Source organism: Streptomyces sp. NPDC021749 (assembly GCF_040640655.1).
In the GTDB taxonomy this organism is placed as follows: Bacteria; Actinomycetota; Actinomycetes; order Streptomycetales; family Streptomycetaceae; genus Streptomyces.
In genome coordinates, this window is sequence record NZ_JBFACE010000021.1 from 67,069 (window position 1) to 83,674 (window position 16,606).

A 16,606-nucleotide genomic window follows, 5' to 3' on the forward strand; every position below is an offset into this window, starting at 1 on the left:
CCACTGCGGTCGCCTGACGCTCAGTCACGTACGTTCTCGATTCGGGTGTCGGTGCGGTGCGGGGGCGGGATGCCGTGAGCCCGGTGGTGCTCCTTCTTCCTCGCCGAGCGTGCTCGCGGGCGGGGCGGGGCGCCGGGGTTTGAACACTTCTTGGGGCTGACACTCCGGGCCGGGGTGGTGCGTCCCTAGTCCAGCAGCTGGTCGCCGCGTATCGCGCGGCCCTGGGCGGCCAGGTGTGCCGGGTCGACCCGGCCGAAGAGCTGGCGGGTGCGGGCGACGCTGCCGATGACGCCGGGGCGCTCGCTGTAGGCGAAGATCGCGGAGTGGCGTGCGGCCGCGCCCCGTACCGGGCTGACCCGGTGCAGCGAGTAGCGGCCCTTGAACAACTGCAGGTCTCCGGGGCGGAGCGGCAGGCGGTGGATCAGCCGCTCGCCGCGGCCCTCCAGGACGTCGCGGACGTCGTCGAAGTGCTCGTCCTGCGCGGACCGGATGTTCGGGCAGTATTCGAAGTCGCCGCCGGATCCGGCCTCCTGGGTGAGCATGCTGACCGTGAACTCGTTGGTGTCGAAGTGCCAGGGGTGTTCCTTGCCCGGTTCGACGACGTTGAGGACGAGCGCGGAGTACGGGTCGGCGAGTTCGTACAGCCGGGGCAGGCGGAAGCAGCGGGCGACGAAGTGCTGGAACGCGGGGTGGGCGTAGAGCCGGCTGATCAGGGCGTCGGCCGGGATGCGGTCGCGGGCGACGAAGGCGTTGCCGCGCTCGAAGACCCGGCGGCCGGGGTGGCCCGGCGGCAGGGTCCGGTCGACCGCAATGTTGTACACGTTGACCGATTCGACGTCGAAGTGCGCGCGCGGGGCGAGGTCGGCGCATTCGGTCCGGAGCAGCTCGCGCTGCGCGGGGTGGAGGAAGTCCGGCAGGACGGTGCAGCCGAGGGTGTCCAGCTCGTGCCGGGCCCGGGACACGACGGCCTGTGCCTCGGGGCCGTCGGGGTCCGCCAGGGGGTACCGGCCGGTGTCGACCACCTCGTCGAGGGTCATGGGGGGTGCGGCGGTGGCGGTGGCGGGGTCGTGCGCGGTGCTGAGGCTGTTCACGGTGCTCATGCGTTCCTCTCCGCGGGCGTGGACACGCGTGCGGGCACCCGGGTGCGGCACGCGTCCCCGTCATGGCGCGTCATTGCACGTCTTTGCACGTTGCTGCACGTTGTTTCACGTCAACTCGTTCGGAGCTGAGGCGAGTTGACGTTGCCACAGATTCGGGTGCGCTGTCTGTGACACGACGCACGGTGCGGACATCGTCACGCATTCGGTACGGCCGCCGCCGCCACCCCGCACCCTGCGTCGGGCGGAGCGGCCTGCGGGCACCCCGAGTCGCTTCCCTCACAGTTTTTGCAACTTGTTGCATAAAGGCCTCCGCCTGGTCTAGAACCGGTGTCAGTCCACCCCCGCCCGAGGAGGCCCCGTGAGCCCGACGAACCCGTATCCGCATCTGATGAGCCCGCTCGACCTCGGGTTCACCACGCTTCCCAACCGGGTGCTGATGGGGTCGATGCACATCGGCCTGGAGGAGGCCGAGAACGGGTTCGCGCGGATGGCCGCGTTCTACGCGGAGCGGGCGCGCGGCGGGGTCGGCCTGATGGTCACCGGCGGGATCGCGCCGAACGAGGCGGGCCGGCCGTACGAGGGCGGCGCCAAGCTGACGACCGAGGCGGAGGCGGCCCAGCACCGGACCGTGACCGAGGCGGTGCACGCCGCGGGCGGGCGGATCGCGATGCAGATCCTGCACTTCGGGCGGTACGCGTACCACCAGGACCTGGTCGCGCCGAGTGCGCTCCAGGCGCCGATCAGCCCGTTCACCCCGCACGCGCTCACCGACGACGAGGTGGAGCAGACCGTCGAGGACTATGTGCGGGCGGCGGAGCTGGCCCGGTCCGCGGGGTACGACGGGGTCGAGATCATGGGCTCGGAAGGGTATTTGATCAACGAGTTCGTGGTCGGTGCGACCAACCACCGCACGGACCGGTGGGGCGGCTCGTACGAGAACCGGATGCGGTTCCCGGTGGAGATCGTCCGGCGGACGCGGGAGCGCCTGGGGCCGGACTTCATCCTGATCTACCGGCTGTCGATGCTGGACCTGGTGCCGGGCGGCTCGACGCTGGACGAGGTCGTCACGCTCGCCAAGGAGATCGAGGCGGCGGGCGCGACGATCATCAACACCGGCATCGGGTGGCACGAGGCCCGCATCCCGACCATCGCGACGTCGGTGCCGCGCGGGGCGTACACCTGGGTCACCAAGCGGCTGATGGGCGCGGTGTCGGTGCCGCTGGTGACCAGCAACCGGATCAACACCCCCGAGGTGGCCGAGGAGCTGCTGGCCGACGGGCGGGCCGACATGGTGTCGCTGGCCCGGCCCTTCCTCGCCGACCCGGAGTTCGTGGCGAAGGCGGCGGACGGCCGGGCCGCGGAGATCAACACCTGCATCGGCTGCAACCAGGCCTGCCTCGACCACACCTTCAGCGGGAAGATCACCTCGTGCCTGGTGAATCCGCGGGCCTGCCACGAGACCGAGCTGGTGCTCGCGCCGACCCGGCTGCGCAAGCGGCTCGCGGTGGTCGGCGCCGGGCCGGCCGGGCTCGCCTGCGCGGTGTCGGCCGCCGAGCGCGGGCACCGGGTCACGCTGTTCGAGGCCGCGGGCGAGATCGGCGGCCAGCTGAACATCGCCAAGCGGGTGCCGGGCAAGGAGGAGTTCGAGGAGACGCTGCGCTACTTCCGCGAGCAGCTGACGCTGCGCGGGGTGGACGTCCGGCTGAACACCACGGTGACCGCGGCCGACCTCGGGGCGTACGACGAGGTGGTGGTCGCCACCGGTGTCACGCCGCGGATCCCGGAGATCGAGGGGATCGGCCACCCGAGCGTGGTCAGCTATCTCGACGTGCTGCGGGACGGCGCCGAGGTGGGCGCGCGGGTCGCGGTCGTCGGGGCGGGCGGCATCGGCTTCGACGTCGCGGAGTTCCTGACCGACGCCGGCGACGGGGCGAGCCGGGACGCGGAGACGTACTTCCGGGGCTGGGGCGTGGACACCGGGTACGGCGACCGCGGCGGGCTGCGGGCGCCCGAGCGGCCCGCGTCGCCGCGCCAGGTGCACCTGCTCCAGCGGAAGACGTCCAAGGTGGGCGCGGGGCTGGGCAAGACGACCGGGTGGATCCACCGCACGGAGCTGCGGCACCGGGGCGTGACCATGGTCCCCGGGGTGACGTACGAGCGGATCGACGACGCGGGGCTGCACGTCACGGTGGACGGCGAGGCCCGCACGCTGCCCGTGGACACCGTCGTGCTGTGCACCGGGCAGGAGCCGCGCCGGGACCTGTACGAGGAGCTGCGGGCGGAGGGCCGGGCGGTGCATCTGATCGGCGGTGCGGACGTCGCCGCCGAGCTGGACGCCAAGCGCGCCATCAAACAGGGGACGGAGCTGGCGGCGGCGCTCTGAGGGACGGCCGGGCCCTCGGAACGGGGCCCGGCCTGCCTAGGATTCCCCCATGTCACTCCCCCACGCGATCCTCACCGCCCTGTTGGAGAAGCCGTCGTCGGGGCTGGAGCTGACCCGGAGGTTCGACCGGTCGATCGGATACTTCTGGCCGGCCACGCACCAGCAGATCTACCGGGAGCTGGGGAAGCTGGAGCAGGCCGGGTTCATCCGGGCGCTGCCGTCGGACCAGCCGTCGCGCGGGCAGAAGAAGGAGTTCGAGGTGCTGCCGGCGGGGCGCGCGGAGCTGACCGCGTGGGCCTCGGGCGAGCAGGACGCCAAGCCGGTGCGCAATGCGCTGGTGCTGCGGCTGCGGGCGGCGGCGGTCGTCGGACGGGCCGGGCTGGACGCCGAGCTGCGGCGCCATCTGACGCTGCACGAGCGGCAGTTGGCGGAGTACGAGGAGATCCAGGAGCGCGACTTCGGGGCCGTGGCCGACCCGGAGGACCGGCTGCGGCGGCTGGTGCTGCGGGCCGGGATCGGGCTGGAGACCTTCTGGGTGCAGTGGCTCCGGGAGGCACTGGCCGAGGTCGAGGACATGGCGGCGGGCGGGCGGCCCGGGGAGTGATCCCGGGCCGCCCGCCGGTGTCGTCAGCAGGTGGCGCAGAGCGCGGGTGTGTGTCGGCGGGCCGTCAGCAGTTGTCGTAGAGCAGCGCGCGCACCAGGCGGCAGGTCGTGTCGGAGGGGGCGTGCACCCCTATCTGGGCGGCGGTGCTGCGGATCCGGTGGTTGGGGGCCTGCTCGGGGCGGTAGACGCCGGTGTCGAGCAGGGCGATGGCCAGACGCATGGCCTTCAGGCGGCGGTGGTGGGATTCGTACCGCTCGCGGGGCCAGCCGGCGGGCAGTGGTTTCTTGGGCAGCGGGTGGGCGGGGAGAGGCTTCGTCATAGGTACGGCGACAGCCACGGGCGACCTCCTGGAGCGCTGGGAAAACCCTCACTGACTGGTTCCCATTCTACCGGCCACCGCTGACAAAAGCCCCTGGCCAGAGGGGATTTGGGGCCTCTGACCAGGGGTGTGGTGCGGGCCTTTCTCAGGCCGTGGCGGCACTCGCCCGCAGCGCGGTCTTGTCGGGTTTGCCGACGGGGGTGAGCGGGATGGCGTCGACGACGTGGAGGGCGGCCGGGGCGTACATGGCGCCCTTGTGCGCGGTGACGAACGCGCGGAGGTCGGCGAGGTCCACGGTCCGGCCCGGGGCGGGCACGACCGCGAGGTGCACCTCCTCGGTCTCGTCCGCGGTGCGCACCCCGTAGACGGCGCAGTGGGCGACCGTGGGATGGGTGTGCAGCAGGTCCTCGATCTCCGCCGGGTGAACGTGGCCGCCCACGACGATGATCACGTCCTTGACCCGGTCGACGAGGTAGAGCCGGCCCTCCTCGTCCAGGCAGCCGACGTCACCGGTGCGCAGCCAGCCGTCACCGGGCAGGGCCCGCGCGGTCTCCTCGGGCTGCTTCCAGTAGCCGGTCATCACTCCGGCGGAGCGGACGTGGACCTCGCCCGGCTCCCCCGTCGGCAGTGCGCGGCCGTCCGTGTCCCGGACGGCGATCTCCACGCCGGGCAGCGCGCGGCCGACGGTGATCCGGCCGCCGGGCCCGGTGGGCACGTGGTCCTCCGGGAGGGCCAGGCTGATGGTCATCGCCTCGGACATGCCGTACATCCCGTGCAGCACCGGGCCGAACACCTCCGCGGCCCGCAGCAGGCGGGAGGGCGAGGCGGGGCAGCCGCCGTAGGTGATGCGGGCGAGGGAGCCGAGGTCGGTGGTGGGGAGGGTGGGGTCGTCCAGCAGGCGGTAGAGGAGCGGGGGCAGCAGCCACAGGTCGGTGATGCGGTCGCGGGCGACGGCGGCGAGGACCGCGGCGGGGTCGAAGCCGCGGTGCAGGACGACGGTGCCGCCGCCGGCGAGCGTGAGGTCGGACAGGATGCCCGCCAGGTGGGCGAGCGAGGTGCAGGCGAGGAACCGGGCGGGCCCGTCCGCGGGCTCCGGAGACATCTGGGCGAGCATCGCGCCGTAGGGGGCGTGCGCCATCCGGACGCCCTTGGGGATGCCGGTGGTGCCGCCGGTGTGGCGGATGCACCAGTCGTCCTCCGGGCGGGCGCGGCTCGGCACGTCGGGGGTGGCCGGGAGCGCGGCGCAGGCGGCGAGCAGGTCCGTGCCGAGGGCGGGGGCGGGCGCCGGGCCGAGGGTCATCACCTCCGGGCGCGGGCCCGCAAGCTGCCGCAGGACGTCCCGTGCGGTGGCGTGCAGGTCCGGGTCGACGACGAGCAGGGCCGGTTCGACGCTGTCGGCTATCCGGGCCAGGGTTTCGGCGGCCATGCCGTCGTAGAGGAAGACCACCCGGGCGCCGAGGAGGTTGACGGCGTAGCGGACCGCGAGCACCTCGGGGCGGTTGCCGCTGAGCAGGCAGACCGTGTGGCCGCGGCCGATGCCGTGGGCGTCGAGCACCGCCGCCATGCGGTGGACGGTGGCGTGCACCTCACCGGCGGTGCGGTCGGGGTGGCCGTCCGGGCCGCTCAGCGCCGGCCGGCCGGGGTCGCGGGCGAGGGCGGCCAGGATGGTGTCGACGTAACTGGTGAAGCCGGTGGCGGATGGCATGGACGGGGGGCTCCTCGGTGCGGTGCGCGGGTGGCCGGCGGCCGGACGGTGACCGGCGGCCGTTCATCGGCCGGACGGTGACCGGCCGATGGCACCGACGCTACGGCCGATCTCTCATGCCCTCCACGACCAAATGCGCCATGTACTCATGACCGCCCGGGCATGAGCGGGGTGAGGGACTCCTCCGCCGCCGCGAGGATCTCGGTGACCCGCAGGCCGAAGTGGACGTCGCAGGCGTTGGGCAGACCGGTCTCCACCGCGGCGAGCAGGGCGTCGAGGGCGCGGTGGTAGGCCGGTCCGGGGCCGTGCTGACGGCGGGGCAGGCTGGTGACGCCGGCCGTGCCGCGGAGGGTGACCTCGACGCCGGCCGCGGCGGCCGGCGCGGTCAGCCCGACCGTCGCCGAGCTGGCCGCGCCGCTGCCGTGCCGCATCGTCAGCAGCACGGTGTCGGCCGGGCCCCTGGTGGCGGTCACCTCCTCCGCGTCGCCCAGGACGGGCAGCAGGACGGAGAGCGCATGCGGGCCGACGTCCCACAGCCCGCCCTTGTCGCGGCGCCACGGCGAGTGCGCGTACGGGCTGGTGGACCCGTCGGAGAAGACCGGCGCGAGCCAGTCGGCGTGTGCGGTGAACCAGCCGCCCACGGCCGCCTGGGCGGCGATCCACTCCCCCTCCTCCGCACCGAAGCGCGCGGTGAAGAAGACCACCGAGGCCACCCCCGCCCGGTCGGCGGCCTCGGCGACCGCCCGGGCCCCGGGCACGGAGGTGGCGACCGGCTTGTCCAGCAGGAGGTGGCAGCCGGCCCGCGCGGCGCGCTCGGCCAACGGGCCCTGCACGGACGGCGGCAGGGCGATCGCCACCGCGTCGCAGTCGGCGCACAGCTCGTCGGGGCTCTCGTACGGGCGGGTGCCGTGGGCCTGGGCCAGGGCGGCGGCGGCCTCCGCGCGGCGCCCCCAGACGCCGGTGAAGGCGACGCCGGGATGGTCGGCGAGGGCGGGGGCGTGGACGCTGCGCGCCCAGGGGCCGGTACCGAGGAGTCCGATGCGCATGGTCGTCATCCGGCCAGTGTCCCCCCGGGCGGGCGGCGGGCGGCCGATTCCCCGGGGCGGTCCGCCCGTGTCCCCGGGGCGGCCGGGCCGTGTCCCGGCCGGTAATCGGCATGCCCGGTGCGCCCGCCCGGTGTTACGTTTCCCCGGCCGGCCGCGGGACTCCGGTGCGACTTCCGGACCTGCTCTGCTAAGCAACGATTCGCTGTTCGTGCCCCCATTCCCCGGCCGGCTTCCGACAACGGGGAGGACGGGGTGGAGAGCTGCCCGGATCTGGTGGCGGCCGAGGACGTGCTGCTGTTCGTGAACGCCGCGATCACGGCCACCGGACAGCGGGAGTTCCGCTCCGGCGCGGCGGAACAGCAGCTGTCGCTGGACTTCCTGCACGAGTACGTGCGGATCAACTACCGCCCGCTGTACGCCGCTTCGCTCGCTCTGGACATCAACGACCACAACGCCGCGCTGATCGTGCGCCGGCTGCTGGAGACCGCCGGTGAGGCGACGGCGGACGGGCGGCGCACCGAGGGGCGGCTGATCGCGGCCCGGCTGGCGCGGCTGCCCGCACCGCGGGTGTACCGCCTGTTCCGGGCGCTGCGGGCGGCCGGGGTGAACAACCGCCGGACCCGCGCGATCATCCGTGACTGGGTGGCCGCGCGCCCGGATCCGGCGCTGGACGCGGTGAAGTACCGGGCCGGCCTCAGGTGCGCGGCGCGCCATGCCCATCTGCCGCTGCACCGGCCGGGCGAGGACGGCGGCGAGCTGGGTGACTTCCTGTTCGCGCCGGGCCGCCGGAAGCAGTTCGGCACCCCGCTGCTGGACGCCTGGCGCCGGGCGCACTACGAGCAGGGCGCGCTGTACGAGCTGCCGTTCACCGTCGCCGAGGGGTTCGCGGCGGCCCACGGGATCGGGCGGCGGGACTTCCTGGAGCGGATCGCCCCGCGGATGACGCGGCGGGAGCGGCTGCGGGTGCAGGAGTCGGCCCGGGCGCAGGGCGCCGAGGTGGACCGCGTGCTTACCGGGATGCCGCTGACCCGGCTCGCGTCGTACGTCCTCGGGCTGCCGCTGGACGACCGGGTCGCCCGCCGGGCCGAGCTGACGGGTGCGCTGCGGGCGGCGGCGCGGCGTACGGCAGGGGCGCGGGCCGGGACGTGGGGGCGGGTGGCGGCCGTACTGGACGACAGTTACTCCACCACCGGCTCGCGGCAGAAGCGGCGCCGCCCGCTGGCGACCGCGCTGGCCTGCCACTTCCTGCTGGAGGCGCTGGCGGACTCGTATCTGCCCCTCTGGACGTCCGGGCGGCAGGACGCGCTGCTGGCCCGCCCGTACGGGCCGACCCCGCTGGGCATGCGGGTGCTGGACGCGCTGGAGCACACGCCCGAGCGGCTGGTGATCGTCTCGGACGGCTGGGACAACGCGCCGCCCGGTCTGGCCGGTGAGGTGCTGCGGGTCTGGCGGACCCGGCTCGACCCGCACGGCGCCACCTCCGTCGTGCACCTCAACCCGGTGTACGACGCCGAGGACTTCACGGTGCGGCGGCTGTCCCCCGTGGTGCCGACGGCCGGGGTGCGCGATGCCGAGGACCTGCCGGCGCTGGTGCAGCTCGCGCGGTTCGCCGAGGGCCGGACCGGGCTCGCCGAGCTGCGGGCCCATCTGGACGAGCGGGTGCGGCAGTTCCTGGCGGTAGCGGAGACGGGAGCGGGAGTGGAGGCGGGAGCGGGAGCGGAAGTGGAGGCGGGAGCGGAAGCGGAAAGCGGGCGGCGGAAGGAGGGGACCGCGGGATGAGCAGGCTGGATCTGGGCGGGCTGCGGGCCCGGCCGGCGCAGGTGTGGGGTGCGGTCCGGCTGGTCCCGCTGGTGCGGGCGGAGCCGATCACCGATCTGCGGCTGCACCGCGAGCTGTACGAGGACGGGCCGCTGACGGTCCGGGGCGAGCGCGGTACGGCCTACACGGCGTACGTCCCGCACGGTTTCGTGGCGAACTGGACGGGCGACGGGTCGCCGGCCGCGGCGTACGGCTCGCAGCTGAGCGATGAGCGGGGCCCGGTGGTGTGCGCGCCGCTGCACCTTCCGCGCAAGCTCGTCCAGCGGCGGCGCGACAAGGACAGCGGGAAGGGAACGGCGTCCGGCGGCCGTTCGGGCGGGCTGCGGTTCCTGCCGCTCCATCTGGCGCTCGACGGCTATCTGGCGCTGCACTTCGGCGGTCCGTCGATCGTGTGGGAGGAGTGGACCCGGCGGGCGGTCCGCGACGGGCTCTCACCGCGCGCGGAGCGGGCCTACCGGGGCGAGGCGGTCCCCGGACTCGACGACGCGCTGCGGGTCTTCGAGATCCATCCCGGGCAGTGCGGGGTGCTGGTGTACGTCGCCGACGCCCTGGCCGCCGCCTTCGTGGTGCCGCATCCGGACGACTACCGGGCGCTGCACCCGTCGCTGCTGCAGGACCTGTACGGCGAGCTGATGTACCAGTACGCCCTCTACGGCGGGCCGGTGCCGGAGTTCACGGCCCGGATCGCGGCGGAGTACGTCACCTCGCTCGCCGAGCTGCGGTCCGCCGCCGAACGGCAGCAGCAGGAGTGGGAGAGCCGGCACGCCGCCCTGATGGCGGGTGAGCTGCTGGACGAGTCCTACGAGGTGCGGCAGGTGTACCGGATGGGGCGGTTCCGGCTGTGCCGGTTCCTGCCGCCGTTCGCGCTGCACCGCACCCAGCACATCGGCGAGATGATCACCGACGACAAGGGCCGGGTCGGCTACCTCAAGACGTTCCGGCTGACCGACAAGCAGGTCCGGCGCGGTCACGTACTGCACCGGCTCGCGGCCCACGACTGGCACGTGGGACGCACCGCGGAGGCGATGGGGATCAGCGCGCCGGAGCTCCTCCGGCGGGTGGCGCACCTGGGTTTCGCGGGGCTGCTGGAGCGGCCCGCCGAGCGCCCGCCGAAGCGGAGCGGCTGAGTCCTGCACCACAGCGCCACTCGCAAACCGACTGAAAACCGGCATGGATTCCCAGGCGAATAGGTCCAAACTCCTCGGGAATGGTGGGATGTCCGGCCGGGTAACCTGCGGTTCACATATGAGCAACGGACGGGAAACGGCTCCTTGCCAGAGTGCGAACGTACGCCCGCACGCGTACCCGCACCTACCCGTATAAGAGGACCCCGTGACCATCAAGGCCGAGTACATCTGGATCGACGGCACCCAGCCGACCGCCAAGCTCCGCTCCAAGACGAAGATCCTGGACGGGGGTCCCTCCCAGGCCGTGAGCGCTGGGGGAGCGAGCGAGCTGCCGCGCTGGGGCTTCGACGGGTCCAGCACGAACCAGGCGGAGGGCCACTCCTCGGACCTCGTCCTCGAACCGGTCTTCAGCTGCCCGGACCCGATCCGCGGCGGGGACCACCTGCTGGTGCTGTGCGAGGTGCTCAACACCGACCTCACCCCGCACTCCTCCAACACCCGTGCGCTGCTGCGCCCGGTGGCGGAGAAGTTCGCGGCCCAGGAGCCGATCTTCGGCATCGAGCAGGAGTACACCTTCCTCAAGGGCGAGCGTCCGCTCGGCTTCCCCGAGGGCGGCGGCTTCCCGGCCCCGCAGGCCGACTACTACTGCGGTGTGGGCGCCGACGCGATCTTCGGCCGGGAGATCGTCGAGAAGCACCTCGACCTGTGCCTGGCCGCCGGACTGGGGCTGTCCGGCATCAACGCCGAGGTCATGCCGGGCCAGTGGGAGTTCCAGGTGGGCGCGCTGCCGCCGCTGGAGGTCGCCGACCACATGTGGGTGGCGCGCTGGCTGCTGCACCGTACGGCCGAGGAGTTCGGCGTCACCGCGTCGCTGGACGCCAAGCCGGCCAAGGGCGACTGGAACGGCGCGGGCGCGCACACCAACTTCTCCACCCGCGCGATGCGCGAGGGCTACGACGCGATCATCACCGCCTGCGAGGCGCTGGGCGCCGACGGCAAGCCGCTGGAGCACGTCCGCCAGTACGGCACCGGCATCGAGGACCGGCTCACCGGTGCGCACGAGACCGCGCCCTGGGACGAGTTCAGCTACGGCGCCTCGGACCGCGGTGCGTCGGTGCGCATCCCCTGGCAGGTCGAGGTCGAGAAGAAGGGCTACATCGAGGACCGGCGGCCGAACGCCAACGTCGACCCGTACGTGGTGACCCGGCTGATCGTGGACACCTGCTGCACGGAGCTGGCGCGGCGCGAGCAGGTCTGAGACGGGCAGTAGCGCATGAGGTGAAGGGGCCGGACCGATGGGTCCGGCCCCCTTCGCGTCTCCGGCGTCCCGGGCCGCGCGTCCGCCGCCGGCGTCGTCGCGCACGGCCCGCGGGACGGCGTTGTCAGTGCCGGCTGGCAGGCTGGGATCATGCTTGCGATCAGCGTCAAGACCGAGTCCGGGGCGGACCTTTCGCGTCCCACCGCCGAAGAGCTGGCCGGGCTGCTGCGGCGGATCGGCGCCGATGACGACCACTTCGCGGTCGTCGAGCGGCTGCCCGACGAGGACCAGGTGTATGTGCAGACCTGGCGGGACGGCGACGGGCCGTTCGCCGTGGAGTACCGCGACGGCGCTCCGGAGCGGCACTTCACGGCCACCTCCGAGGACGTCGAGCGGGTCGTCGAGGTGTTCCTGGACTGGGCGCGCGGCGGGCAGGCGTGGCGTACGGCGCTGGACTGGCGGCCCGCCGACCTCTTCGCCACACCCGGTCTGGACCCCGCGGTCCGCGCGGAGGCCGAGGAACGGGCCCGCGCCGGCATACGCTCCGGCTTCCGCGCCTTCCACCAGGTCGTGCAGGACGTCCAGGACGCCTTCGACCCCGCGGAGGCCCAGGTCTCGCGGGAGGAGGCGCGGCGGATCGTGGCGCAGCTGTGGGAGGAGCGGCTCGCCGAGCAGACCGGCTGGCCGGAGCCGACCGACCCCGACCGGGTCGCCCGGGCCTTCGCGGCGCTGGCCGACCGCGGGCTGACCGCCCGGATGGACTTCACCTGCTGCAGCGGCTGCGCGCTGGCCGAGATGGCCGGCGAGCGGGCCGAGGGCGACCGGGGCTTCGTCTTCTTCCACCACCAGGACACCGCGGCGGCCGCCGAGGGCCACGGCCTGGCGGTCCGCTACGGCGCCTACCCCGGTCCCGGCCAGGACGCCGGGGAAGTGCCGGGCGAGCAGCGGGCCGAGGTGGGGCGGACGGTGGCCGCGGCGCTGACGGAGGCGGGTCTGCCGGTGCGGTGGGACGGCGATCCGGACCGCGTGATCGACCTCGCCCCGCTGGACTGGCGCAAGCGCCTGCCGACGGGGGCCTGAGATGCTCCCCCGGCCGCCCCGCCCGTCCCGCGTTCCCTGGGCCGCACCGCTGTACGTCGGAGCCGTCCAGCTCGGCGCGTACGCCATCGCGCGGCTGCCCGCCCGGCGCCGCGCGGAACTGCTGCGCGCCCACTCCACCAACGTCGCCAATCTGCGGGCCGGCCGCTGGAGCACGCTGCTGACCAGCGCGGGGTTCGTCGAGGAGCCGCTGCCGGTGCCGTACGGCGCGGCACTGCTCGCCGTGCTCGGCACGGCCGAGCGGCGCTGGGGGGTGCGGCGCGCCGCGGGGGTCTTCACGGCCGGCCACATCGGCGCCAGCCTGCTGGTCTACGCCGGACTCCGCGCCCGCACCCGGCTGCGCGAACCCGAGGCACCGACCACGCACACCGCGACCACGCACGCCGTCGACGTCGGTGCCAGCTACGGCTTCTACGCCACGCTGGGCGCGCTCGCCGCGTCCGTCCCGCACCGCGGCCTACGGACCGCCGCCACGGCCGGTCTGCTGGCCCTGGGCATCCGGCCCGTACTGCGCCGCGGGCGGACCTTCACCGACGCCGGCCATCTGACCGCGCTCGCACTGGGAGTGGCGACCGGAGCCGGACTGCACGCAGGACGACACCTCCGGAAAGGGGGCGAATGAGAGAGACGCGGCAGTCGGCCGCCAACGGGCCGGCGACAACGGATTTCGGCCACACACCCGCTACCCTCCCCCGCCCCCAACTCCCGTGCGGAAAGGTCGAGTCGGAGCGGTATCGCGCCCGGTCCCGCGGTAGGTGCCGCCCGGAGACGGTGGATTCGCGTCACACCGCCACCCACACGAGGGACAGATCACCGACCGTCTGGTTCAATGGGGCCATGGCCAGCCTCACCGACACCGCGACAGGTCGCAGCGACCTTGAGCCCTTCTGGCCGTCCCGGCAGGCGCACGCTTTCGACCGTCTGTGTTGCCGCGCGCACTGAGCGCGGGCCCGCACACCCTTCCTCGACGCCGCTGACCGGCGTCCCCAGCCCTGCCCGCGCGCACGACGTCCCCGACGCCCCTCTTGCGCGAAAGAGCTGACTCCTGATGACGAACGTCCGTACCCTGACCGCCGGTTCCACGACGGCCCCCCTGTCCCCCCTCACCACCCCGCACCCGAACCGCCACCGGCTGCGCGCCGTCTCACCCGACGACGCCCACCCGTCACCCGCCACCGCCCCGGGTGGAGGCGCTGCGCGCCACAGCGTCCCTGCCGTGGCGGAGCTGCTGCACTCCGGCGCCACCTGGCTGCCGGCGCCGCAGCACAGCCTGCCCGCGCTGCCCGGTCAGCCGCCGATGGTCGGCTACCTCGTCCTGGTGCCGGCCGACCAGGCCCCCACCGCGGCCGCGCCGCCGGCCGCACGGTCCGAGGCGCCCGCGCCGACCGGCGACGCGATCGTCCGCATCGACCCCGAGCAGCGCACCGCCCAAGTCCTGGGCCGCCCGCTGGACCTGACGTACCTGGAGTTCGAGCTGCTGGCCCACCTGGTCGCCCATCCGCACCGGGTGCACACCCGCGACCAGCTGGTGACCACGGTCTGGGGCTACGGGCACGTCGGGGACGGCCGCACCGTCGACGTCCATGTCGCCCGGCTGCGCCGCAAGCTGGGCGCCGAGCACCGGTCGTCGATCGTGACGGTGCGGCGGGTCGGCTACAAGTACGTACCGAGCACCTGAGTCCGGCGGGCCGGGCACCGGACCGTGGAGTTCCGGTGCCGGGACCGGCCCGTCGGGTCAGACGCCCTCCCGTTCGCCCCGGAGCGGGAGGGCGCGCCGCACCCCGCGCCGGTGCGCACCGCCCACACACCCGGCCATCAGCAGTCCGGCCGCCGAGGCCAGCAGCATCCCGCGGGCCGGCGACCCGGCCAGCGCGGTACCGCCCAGGCCGCCGAGCGCCGCGCTGCACAGCGCCCACAGGCCCGCGCCCACCGCGTCCAGGAGGACGAAGCGGCGCAGCGGATAGCGCACGCTCCCGGTGGAGAGCGCGGCCACGACCCGGCCACCGGGCAGGAAGCGGCCGGCGATCACCAGCAGCGCGGCGTGCCGCTCCACCCGTGCCCGGGCCCGGGCGTACCGGGCCCGGCCGCGTTCACCGCGCAGCAGCCGGGCGAGTGCCCGCGGGCCCGCGTACCGTCCGACGGCGTGGCCGAGGCAGTCACCGGCCAGCGCCCCGGCCGCCGCGACCCCGGCCAGCAGGGCGAGCAGCGGCAGATCGGGGCCGATGAGCACCGCGACCAGCACGACGGTGGTCTCGCTCGGCATGAACGGCAGCAGCGCGTCGAGCCCGGACACCAGCAGCACGACCAGCCAGAGCCAGGGCGAACCGAGCAGGCCCTGCAGCGTGCGGGCCAGCTCGTCGAGGTGGTCCAGCTGGTCACACATGGACCCGCGCGGGCCGCGTCGCACCCCGTACCGGTACCGCCGCCACCGGCCGCCCGTACAGCGCCGCCCGTTCCGCCCGCGCGGCCAGCTCCCGCCGGTCCGCGCCGTCCGCGGTCGTCAGCACCGGATGGGCGGTGACGCGTACGGTCAGCGCGCGGGCGGCGAGCACCCGGCGCAGCGAGCCGAGGAAGGTGTCCGCACCGCAGAACGCGGCCACCGTGGTGGGCCGGCCCTGCTGGGCGTACTCCAGGGTGACCGGCCGGACCGGCGCACCGGCGTCGAGGGCGGCCTGGAAGGTGGCCCGGCGGAAGACCCCCCGGCCGGCCGTGCACCAGGTGGTGGCCTGCGGAAACACCGCCACGGAGCGCCCGGAGCCGAGCAGTTCCGACAACTCCCGTACCGTGTACGGCAGTTGACGAGGATCCGTGCGGTCGATGAAGAACGTGCCGGCGCGCCGGGCCAGACCGCCGACGACCGGCCAGCCGCCGACCTCGCGCTTGGCGAGGAGGGTGACCGGTTCGAGCGCGAGCAGGGCGGGGATGTCGAGCCAGGAGATGTGGTTGACGACCAGCAGGGTGCCGGGGCCGCCGGCCGGCGCGGTGAGCGGCCCGGCCCCGGTGCCCGGCGGCCCGGCCACCGCGGGCGGGCCCTCCAGACGGATGTCCAGCGCGTCGAGCAGGGCCGCGGCGTGGGCGCGCAGCCGTACCGGATCGGCCATCCGCCCGCCGTCCGTCAGGGCCCGGCGCACCCGGTGGGCGAAGACCGCGGAGCGCCGCGCGGCCTCGGCGGCCGGGACCCGCGGCAGGGCGTGCCGGGCGCAGTCCGGGGTGCAGTCGGAGCGGACGTCCCAGGGGCCGTTCACCGCTCCCCCAGGAAGTAGCGCCGGTAGCGGTCGCCGAGCCGTTCCATGTCCAGCACGACGAAGAAGTCCGCGACGTCGAACTCCGGGTCATGGGCGGGCGCGCCGCAGATGAACGCGCCAATCCGGAGGTAGCCGCGGAGCAGCGGCGGCAGCTGGGCGAGGCGGGCGCGCTCCGGGACGGGGACCGTGGCGCGCCAGGGGCGGTGCGGGGTGACCCGCAGCTCGGGCGGGGCGGCGTAGCGGGTGCGGCCCAGTTCCCAGGCATGGGCCGCGGCCGTGCCCCCGTCGGCGAGCGGGACGGAGGCGCAGCCGGCCAGATAGCGGTGGCCGGAGAGCAGCGTGTAACGGGCGAGCGCGGCCCACATCTGGGTCATCACCGCGCCGTCCCGGTGAGCGGGGTGCACACAGGACCGGCCGGCCTCGATGAGCGAGGGGCGCAGCGCGGCCAGGGCGCCGAGGTCGAACTCCCCGTCGGAGTACAGCCGGGGGCTGCGGCCGGGCGGCAGCAGCCGATAGGTGCCGACGGTCTCGCCGCTGGCGGTGTGGGTGACGACGAGGTGGTCGGCGACCTCGTCGACGGCATCGATGTCATGCCCGGCCAGCGGGGTGTGCAGGGTCGCGCCCATCTCCTCGGCGAAGACGAGGTGACGAAGCCGCTGGGCTGCGCGGATCTGCTCGGGGGTGTCGGCGATATGGGCGGTGTAGGCGGTTTCCGCGGGTCCGGACCCGGCGGACGTGGAACCCGCCGCAGCGGGAGCGGGGACGACGGCGGACGCGGTCGGTGCCATGCGCATGGGAGCCCTCCATGGGGAGTGACCTGGCCCTTCTTTACGCGGCAGACTGTTCCCGGGCCGGCCGGCCGGGCGCGTGAAGCCCAGGGAGCGAACGGATGAGGGCCCGCGG

General features: G+C 74.3%; 15 protein-coding genes. 8 read left to right on the forward strand and 7 right to left on the reverse strand.

What is annotated here, in order from left to right; all coding sequences use genetic code 11:
* Positions 1–185: 185 nt before the first annotated feature.
* Entirely contained in the window at positions 186–1,037 is an 852-nt protein-coding gene (locus tag AB0G35_RS21510; protein ID WP_360951768.1) for an arpA protein, read from the reverse strand.
* Between the two features lie 451 nt (positions 1,038–1,488).
* Here AB0G35_RS21510 and AB0G35_RS21515 point away from each other — a divergent pair, with 451 nt between their 5' ends.
* Entirely contained in the window at positions 1,489–3,483 is a 1,995-nt protein-coding gene (locus tag AB0G35_RS21515) for an NADPH-dependent 2,4-dienoyl-CoA reductase (protein ID WP_360951771.1), read from the forward strand.
* Between the two features lie 49 nt (positions 3,484–3,532).
* Positions 3,533–4,087, forward strand: a complete 555-nt coding sequence (locus tag AB0G35_RS21520) for a PadR family transcriptional regulator (protein WP_360951618.1) — start codon at positions 3,533–3,535, stop codon at positions 4,085–4,087.
* A 64-nt stretch (positions 4,088–4,151) separates the two neighbouring features.
* Here the strand turns inward: AB0G35_RS21520 and AB0G35_RS21525 are convergent, their stop codons facing one another.
* The 3 genes from AB0G35_RS21525 to AB0G35_RS21535 all read right to left on the reverse strand — a co-directional run bounded on the left by AB0G35_RS21525 (position 4,152) and on the right by AB0G35_RS21535 (position 7,166).
* On the reverse strand, positions 4,152–4,424 hold the full coding sequence (locus AB0G35_RS21525; RefSeq protein WP_360951621.1) for a hypothetical protein: 273 nt from the start codon (positions 4,422–4,424) through the stop codon (positions 4,152–4,154).
* 127 nt (positions 4,425–4,551) lie between these two features.
* Positions 4,552–6,111, reverse strand: coding sequence for an AMP-binding protein (locus AB0G35_RS21530; RefSeq protein ID WP_360951624.1), 1,560 nt, complete (start codon positions 6,109–6,111; stop codon positions 4,552–4,554).
* Positions 6,112–6,257: 146 nt separating this feature from the next.
* The gene (locus tag AB0G35_RS21535; RefSeq protein ID WP_360951627.1) at positions 6,258–7,166 is read right to left on the reverse strand and encodes a Gfo/Idh/MocA family oxidoreductase; all 909 of its coding nucleotides are present in this window, start codon (positions 7,164–7,166) and stop codon (positions 6,258–6,260) included.
* Positions 7,167–7,409: 243 nt separating this feature from the next.
* Here AB0G35_RS21535 and AB0G35_RS21540 point away from each other — a divergent pair, with 243 nt between their 5' ends.
* The 6 genes from AB0G35_RS21540 to AB0G35_RS21565 all read left to right on the forward strand — a co-directional run bounded on the left by AB0G35_RS21540 (position 7,410) and on the right by AB0G35_RS21565 (position 14,136).
* Positions 7,410–8,936 carry a hypothetical protein gene (locus tag AB0G35_RS21540; protein ID WP_360951630.1) on the forward strand — a complete coding sequence of 509 codons (1,527 nt, stop codon included), beginning with the start codon at positions 7,410–7,412 and terminating at the stop codon, positions 8,934–8,936.
* A complete protein-coding gene (locus AB0G35_RS21545) occupies positions 8,933–10,102 on the forward strand; it encodes a hypothetical protein (RefSeq protein WP_360951632.1) in 1,170 nt (389 codons plus the stop codon). Before AB0G35_RS21540 ends, AB0G35_RS21545 begins: the two co-directional genes overlap by 4 nt.
* 205 nt (positions 10,103–10,307) lie before the next feature.
* On the forward strand, positions 10,308–11,360 hold the full coding sequence (glnII, locus tag AB0G35_RS21550; RefSeq protein WP_360951635.1) for a glutamine synthetase: 1,053 nt from the start codon (positions 10,308–10,310) through the stop codon (positions 11,358–11,360).
* Between the two features lie 150 nt (positions 11,361–11,510).
* Positions 11,511–12,440, forward strand: coding sequence for a hypothetical protein (locus AB0G35_RS21555; RefSeq protein ID WP_360951638.1), 930 nt, complete (start codon positions 11,511–11,513; stop codon positions 12,438–12,440).
* 1 nt (position 12,441) lies between these two features.
* Positions 12,442–13,080 (forward strand): rhomboid-like protein, encoded by a 639-nt coding sequence (locus AB0G35_RS21560; RefSeq protein ID WP_360951641.1) that lies wholly within the window; start codon positions 12,442–12,444, stop codon positions 13,078–13,080.
* Positions 13,081–13,506: 426 nt separating this feature from the next.
* Positions 13,507–14,136 carry a winged helix-turn-helix domain-containing protein gene (locus AB0G35_RS21565; protein ID WP_360951644.1) on the forward strand — a complete coding sequence of 210 codons (630 nt, stop codon included), beginning with the start codon at positions 13,507–13,509 and terminating at the stop codon, positions 14,134–14,136.
* A gap of 57 nt (positions 14,137–14,193) precedes the next feature.
* Here the strand turns inward: AB0G35_RS21565 and AB0G35_RS21570 are convergent, their stop codons facing one another.
* From AB0G35_RS21570 to AB0G35_RS21580, 3 genes are read right to left on the reverse strand one after another with little or no spacing between them, the layout of a single operon-like run.
* Positions 14,194–14,841, reverse strand: a complete 648-nt coding sequence (locus AB0G35_RS21570) for a VTT domain-containing protein (RefSeq protein ID WP_360951647.1) — start codon at positions 14,839–14,841, stop codon at positions 14,194–14,196.
* On the reverse strand, positions 14,834–15,703 hold the full coding sequence (locus AB0G35_RS21575) for a lysophospholipid acyltransferase family protein (protein ID WP_360951650.1): 870 nt from the start codon (positions 15,701–15,703) through the stop codon (positions 14,834–14,836). Before AB0G35_RS21575 ends, AB0G35_RS21570 begins: the two co-directional genes overlap by 8 nt.
* Positions 15,700–16,497, reverse strand: coding sequence for a GNAT family N-acyltransferase (locus tag AB0G35_RS21580; RefSeq protein ID WP_360951653.1), 798 nt, complete (start codon positions 16,495–16,497; stop codon positions 15,700–15,702). Before AB0G35_RS21580 ends, AB0G35_RS21575 begins: the two co-directional genes overlap by 4 nt.
* Positions 16,498–16,606: the final 109 nt, after the last annotated feature.

Bases quoted from the DNA above. Each gene is read 5' to 3' on its own strand.
- AB0G35_RS21555 (WP_360951638.1), top strand. From the start codon at position 11,511: ATGCTTGCGATCAGCGTCAAGACCGAGTCCGGGGCGGACCTTTCGCGT.
- AB0G35_RS21535 (WP_360951627.1), bottom strand. From the start codon at position 7,166: ATGACGACCATGCGCATCGGACTCCTCGGTACCGGCCCCTGGGCGCGC.
- AB0G35_RS21580 (WP_360951653.1), bottom strand. From the start codon at position 16,497: ATGCGCATGGCACCGACCGCGTCCGCCGTCGTCCCCGCTCCCGCTGCG.
- AB0G35_RS21515 (WP_360951771.1), top strand. From the start codon at position 1,489: ATGAGCCCGCTCGACCTCGGGTTCACCACGCTTCCCAACCGGGTGCTG.
- AB0G35_RS21570 (WP_360951647.1), bottom strand. From the start codon at position 14,841: ATGTGTGACCAGCTGGACCACCTCGACGAGCTGGCCCGCACGCTGCAG.
- AB0G35_RS21560 (WP_360951641.1), top strand. From the start codon at position 12,442: ATGCTCCCCCGGCCGCCCCGCCCGTCCCGCGTTCCCTGGGCCGCACCG.
- AB0G35_RS21530 (WP_360951624.1), bottom strand. From the start codon at position 6,111: ATGCCATCCGCCACCGGCTTCACCAGTTACGTCGACACCATCCTGGCC.
- AB0G35_RS21565 (WP_360951644.1), top strand. From the start codon at position 13,507: ATGACGAACGTCCGTACCCTGACCGCCGGTTCCACGACGGCCCCCCTG.
- AB0G35_RS21545 (WP_360951632.1), top strand. From the start codon at position 8,933: ATGAGCAGGCTGGATCTGGGCGGGCTGCGGGCCCGGCCGGCGCAGGTG.
- AB0G35_RS21520 (WP_360951618.1), top strand. From the start codon at position 3,533: ATGTCACTCCCCCACGCGATCCTCACCGCCCTGTTGGAGAAGCCGTCG.
- AB0G35_RS21510 (WP_360951768.1), bottom strand. From the start codon at position 1,037: ATGACCCTCGACGAGGTGGTCGACACCGGCCGGTACCCCCTGGCGGAC.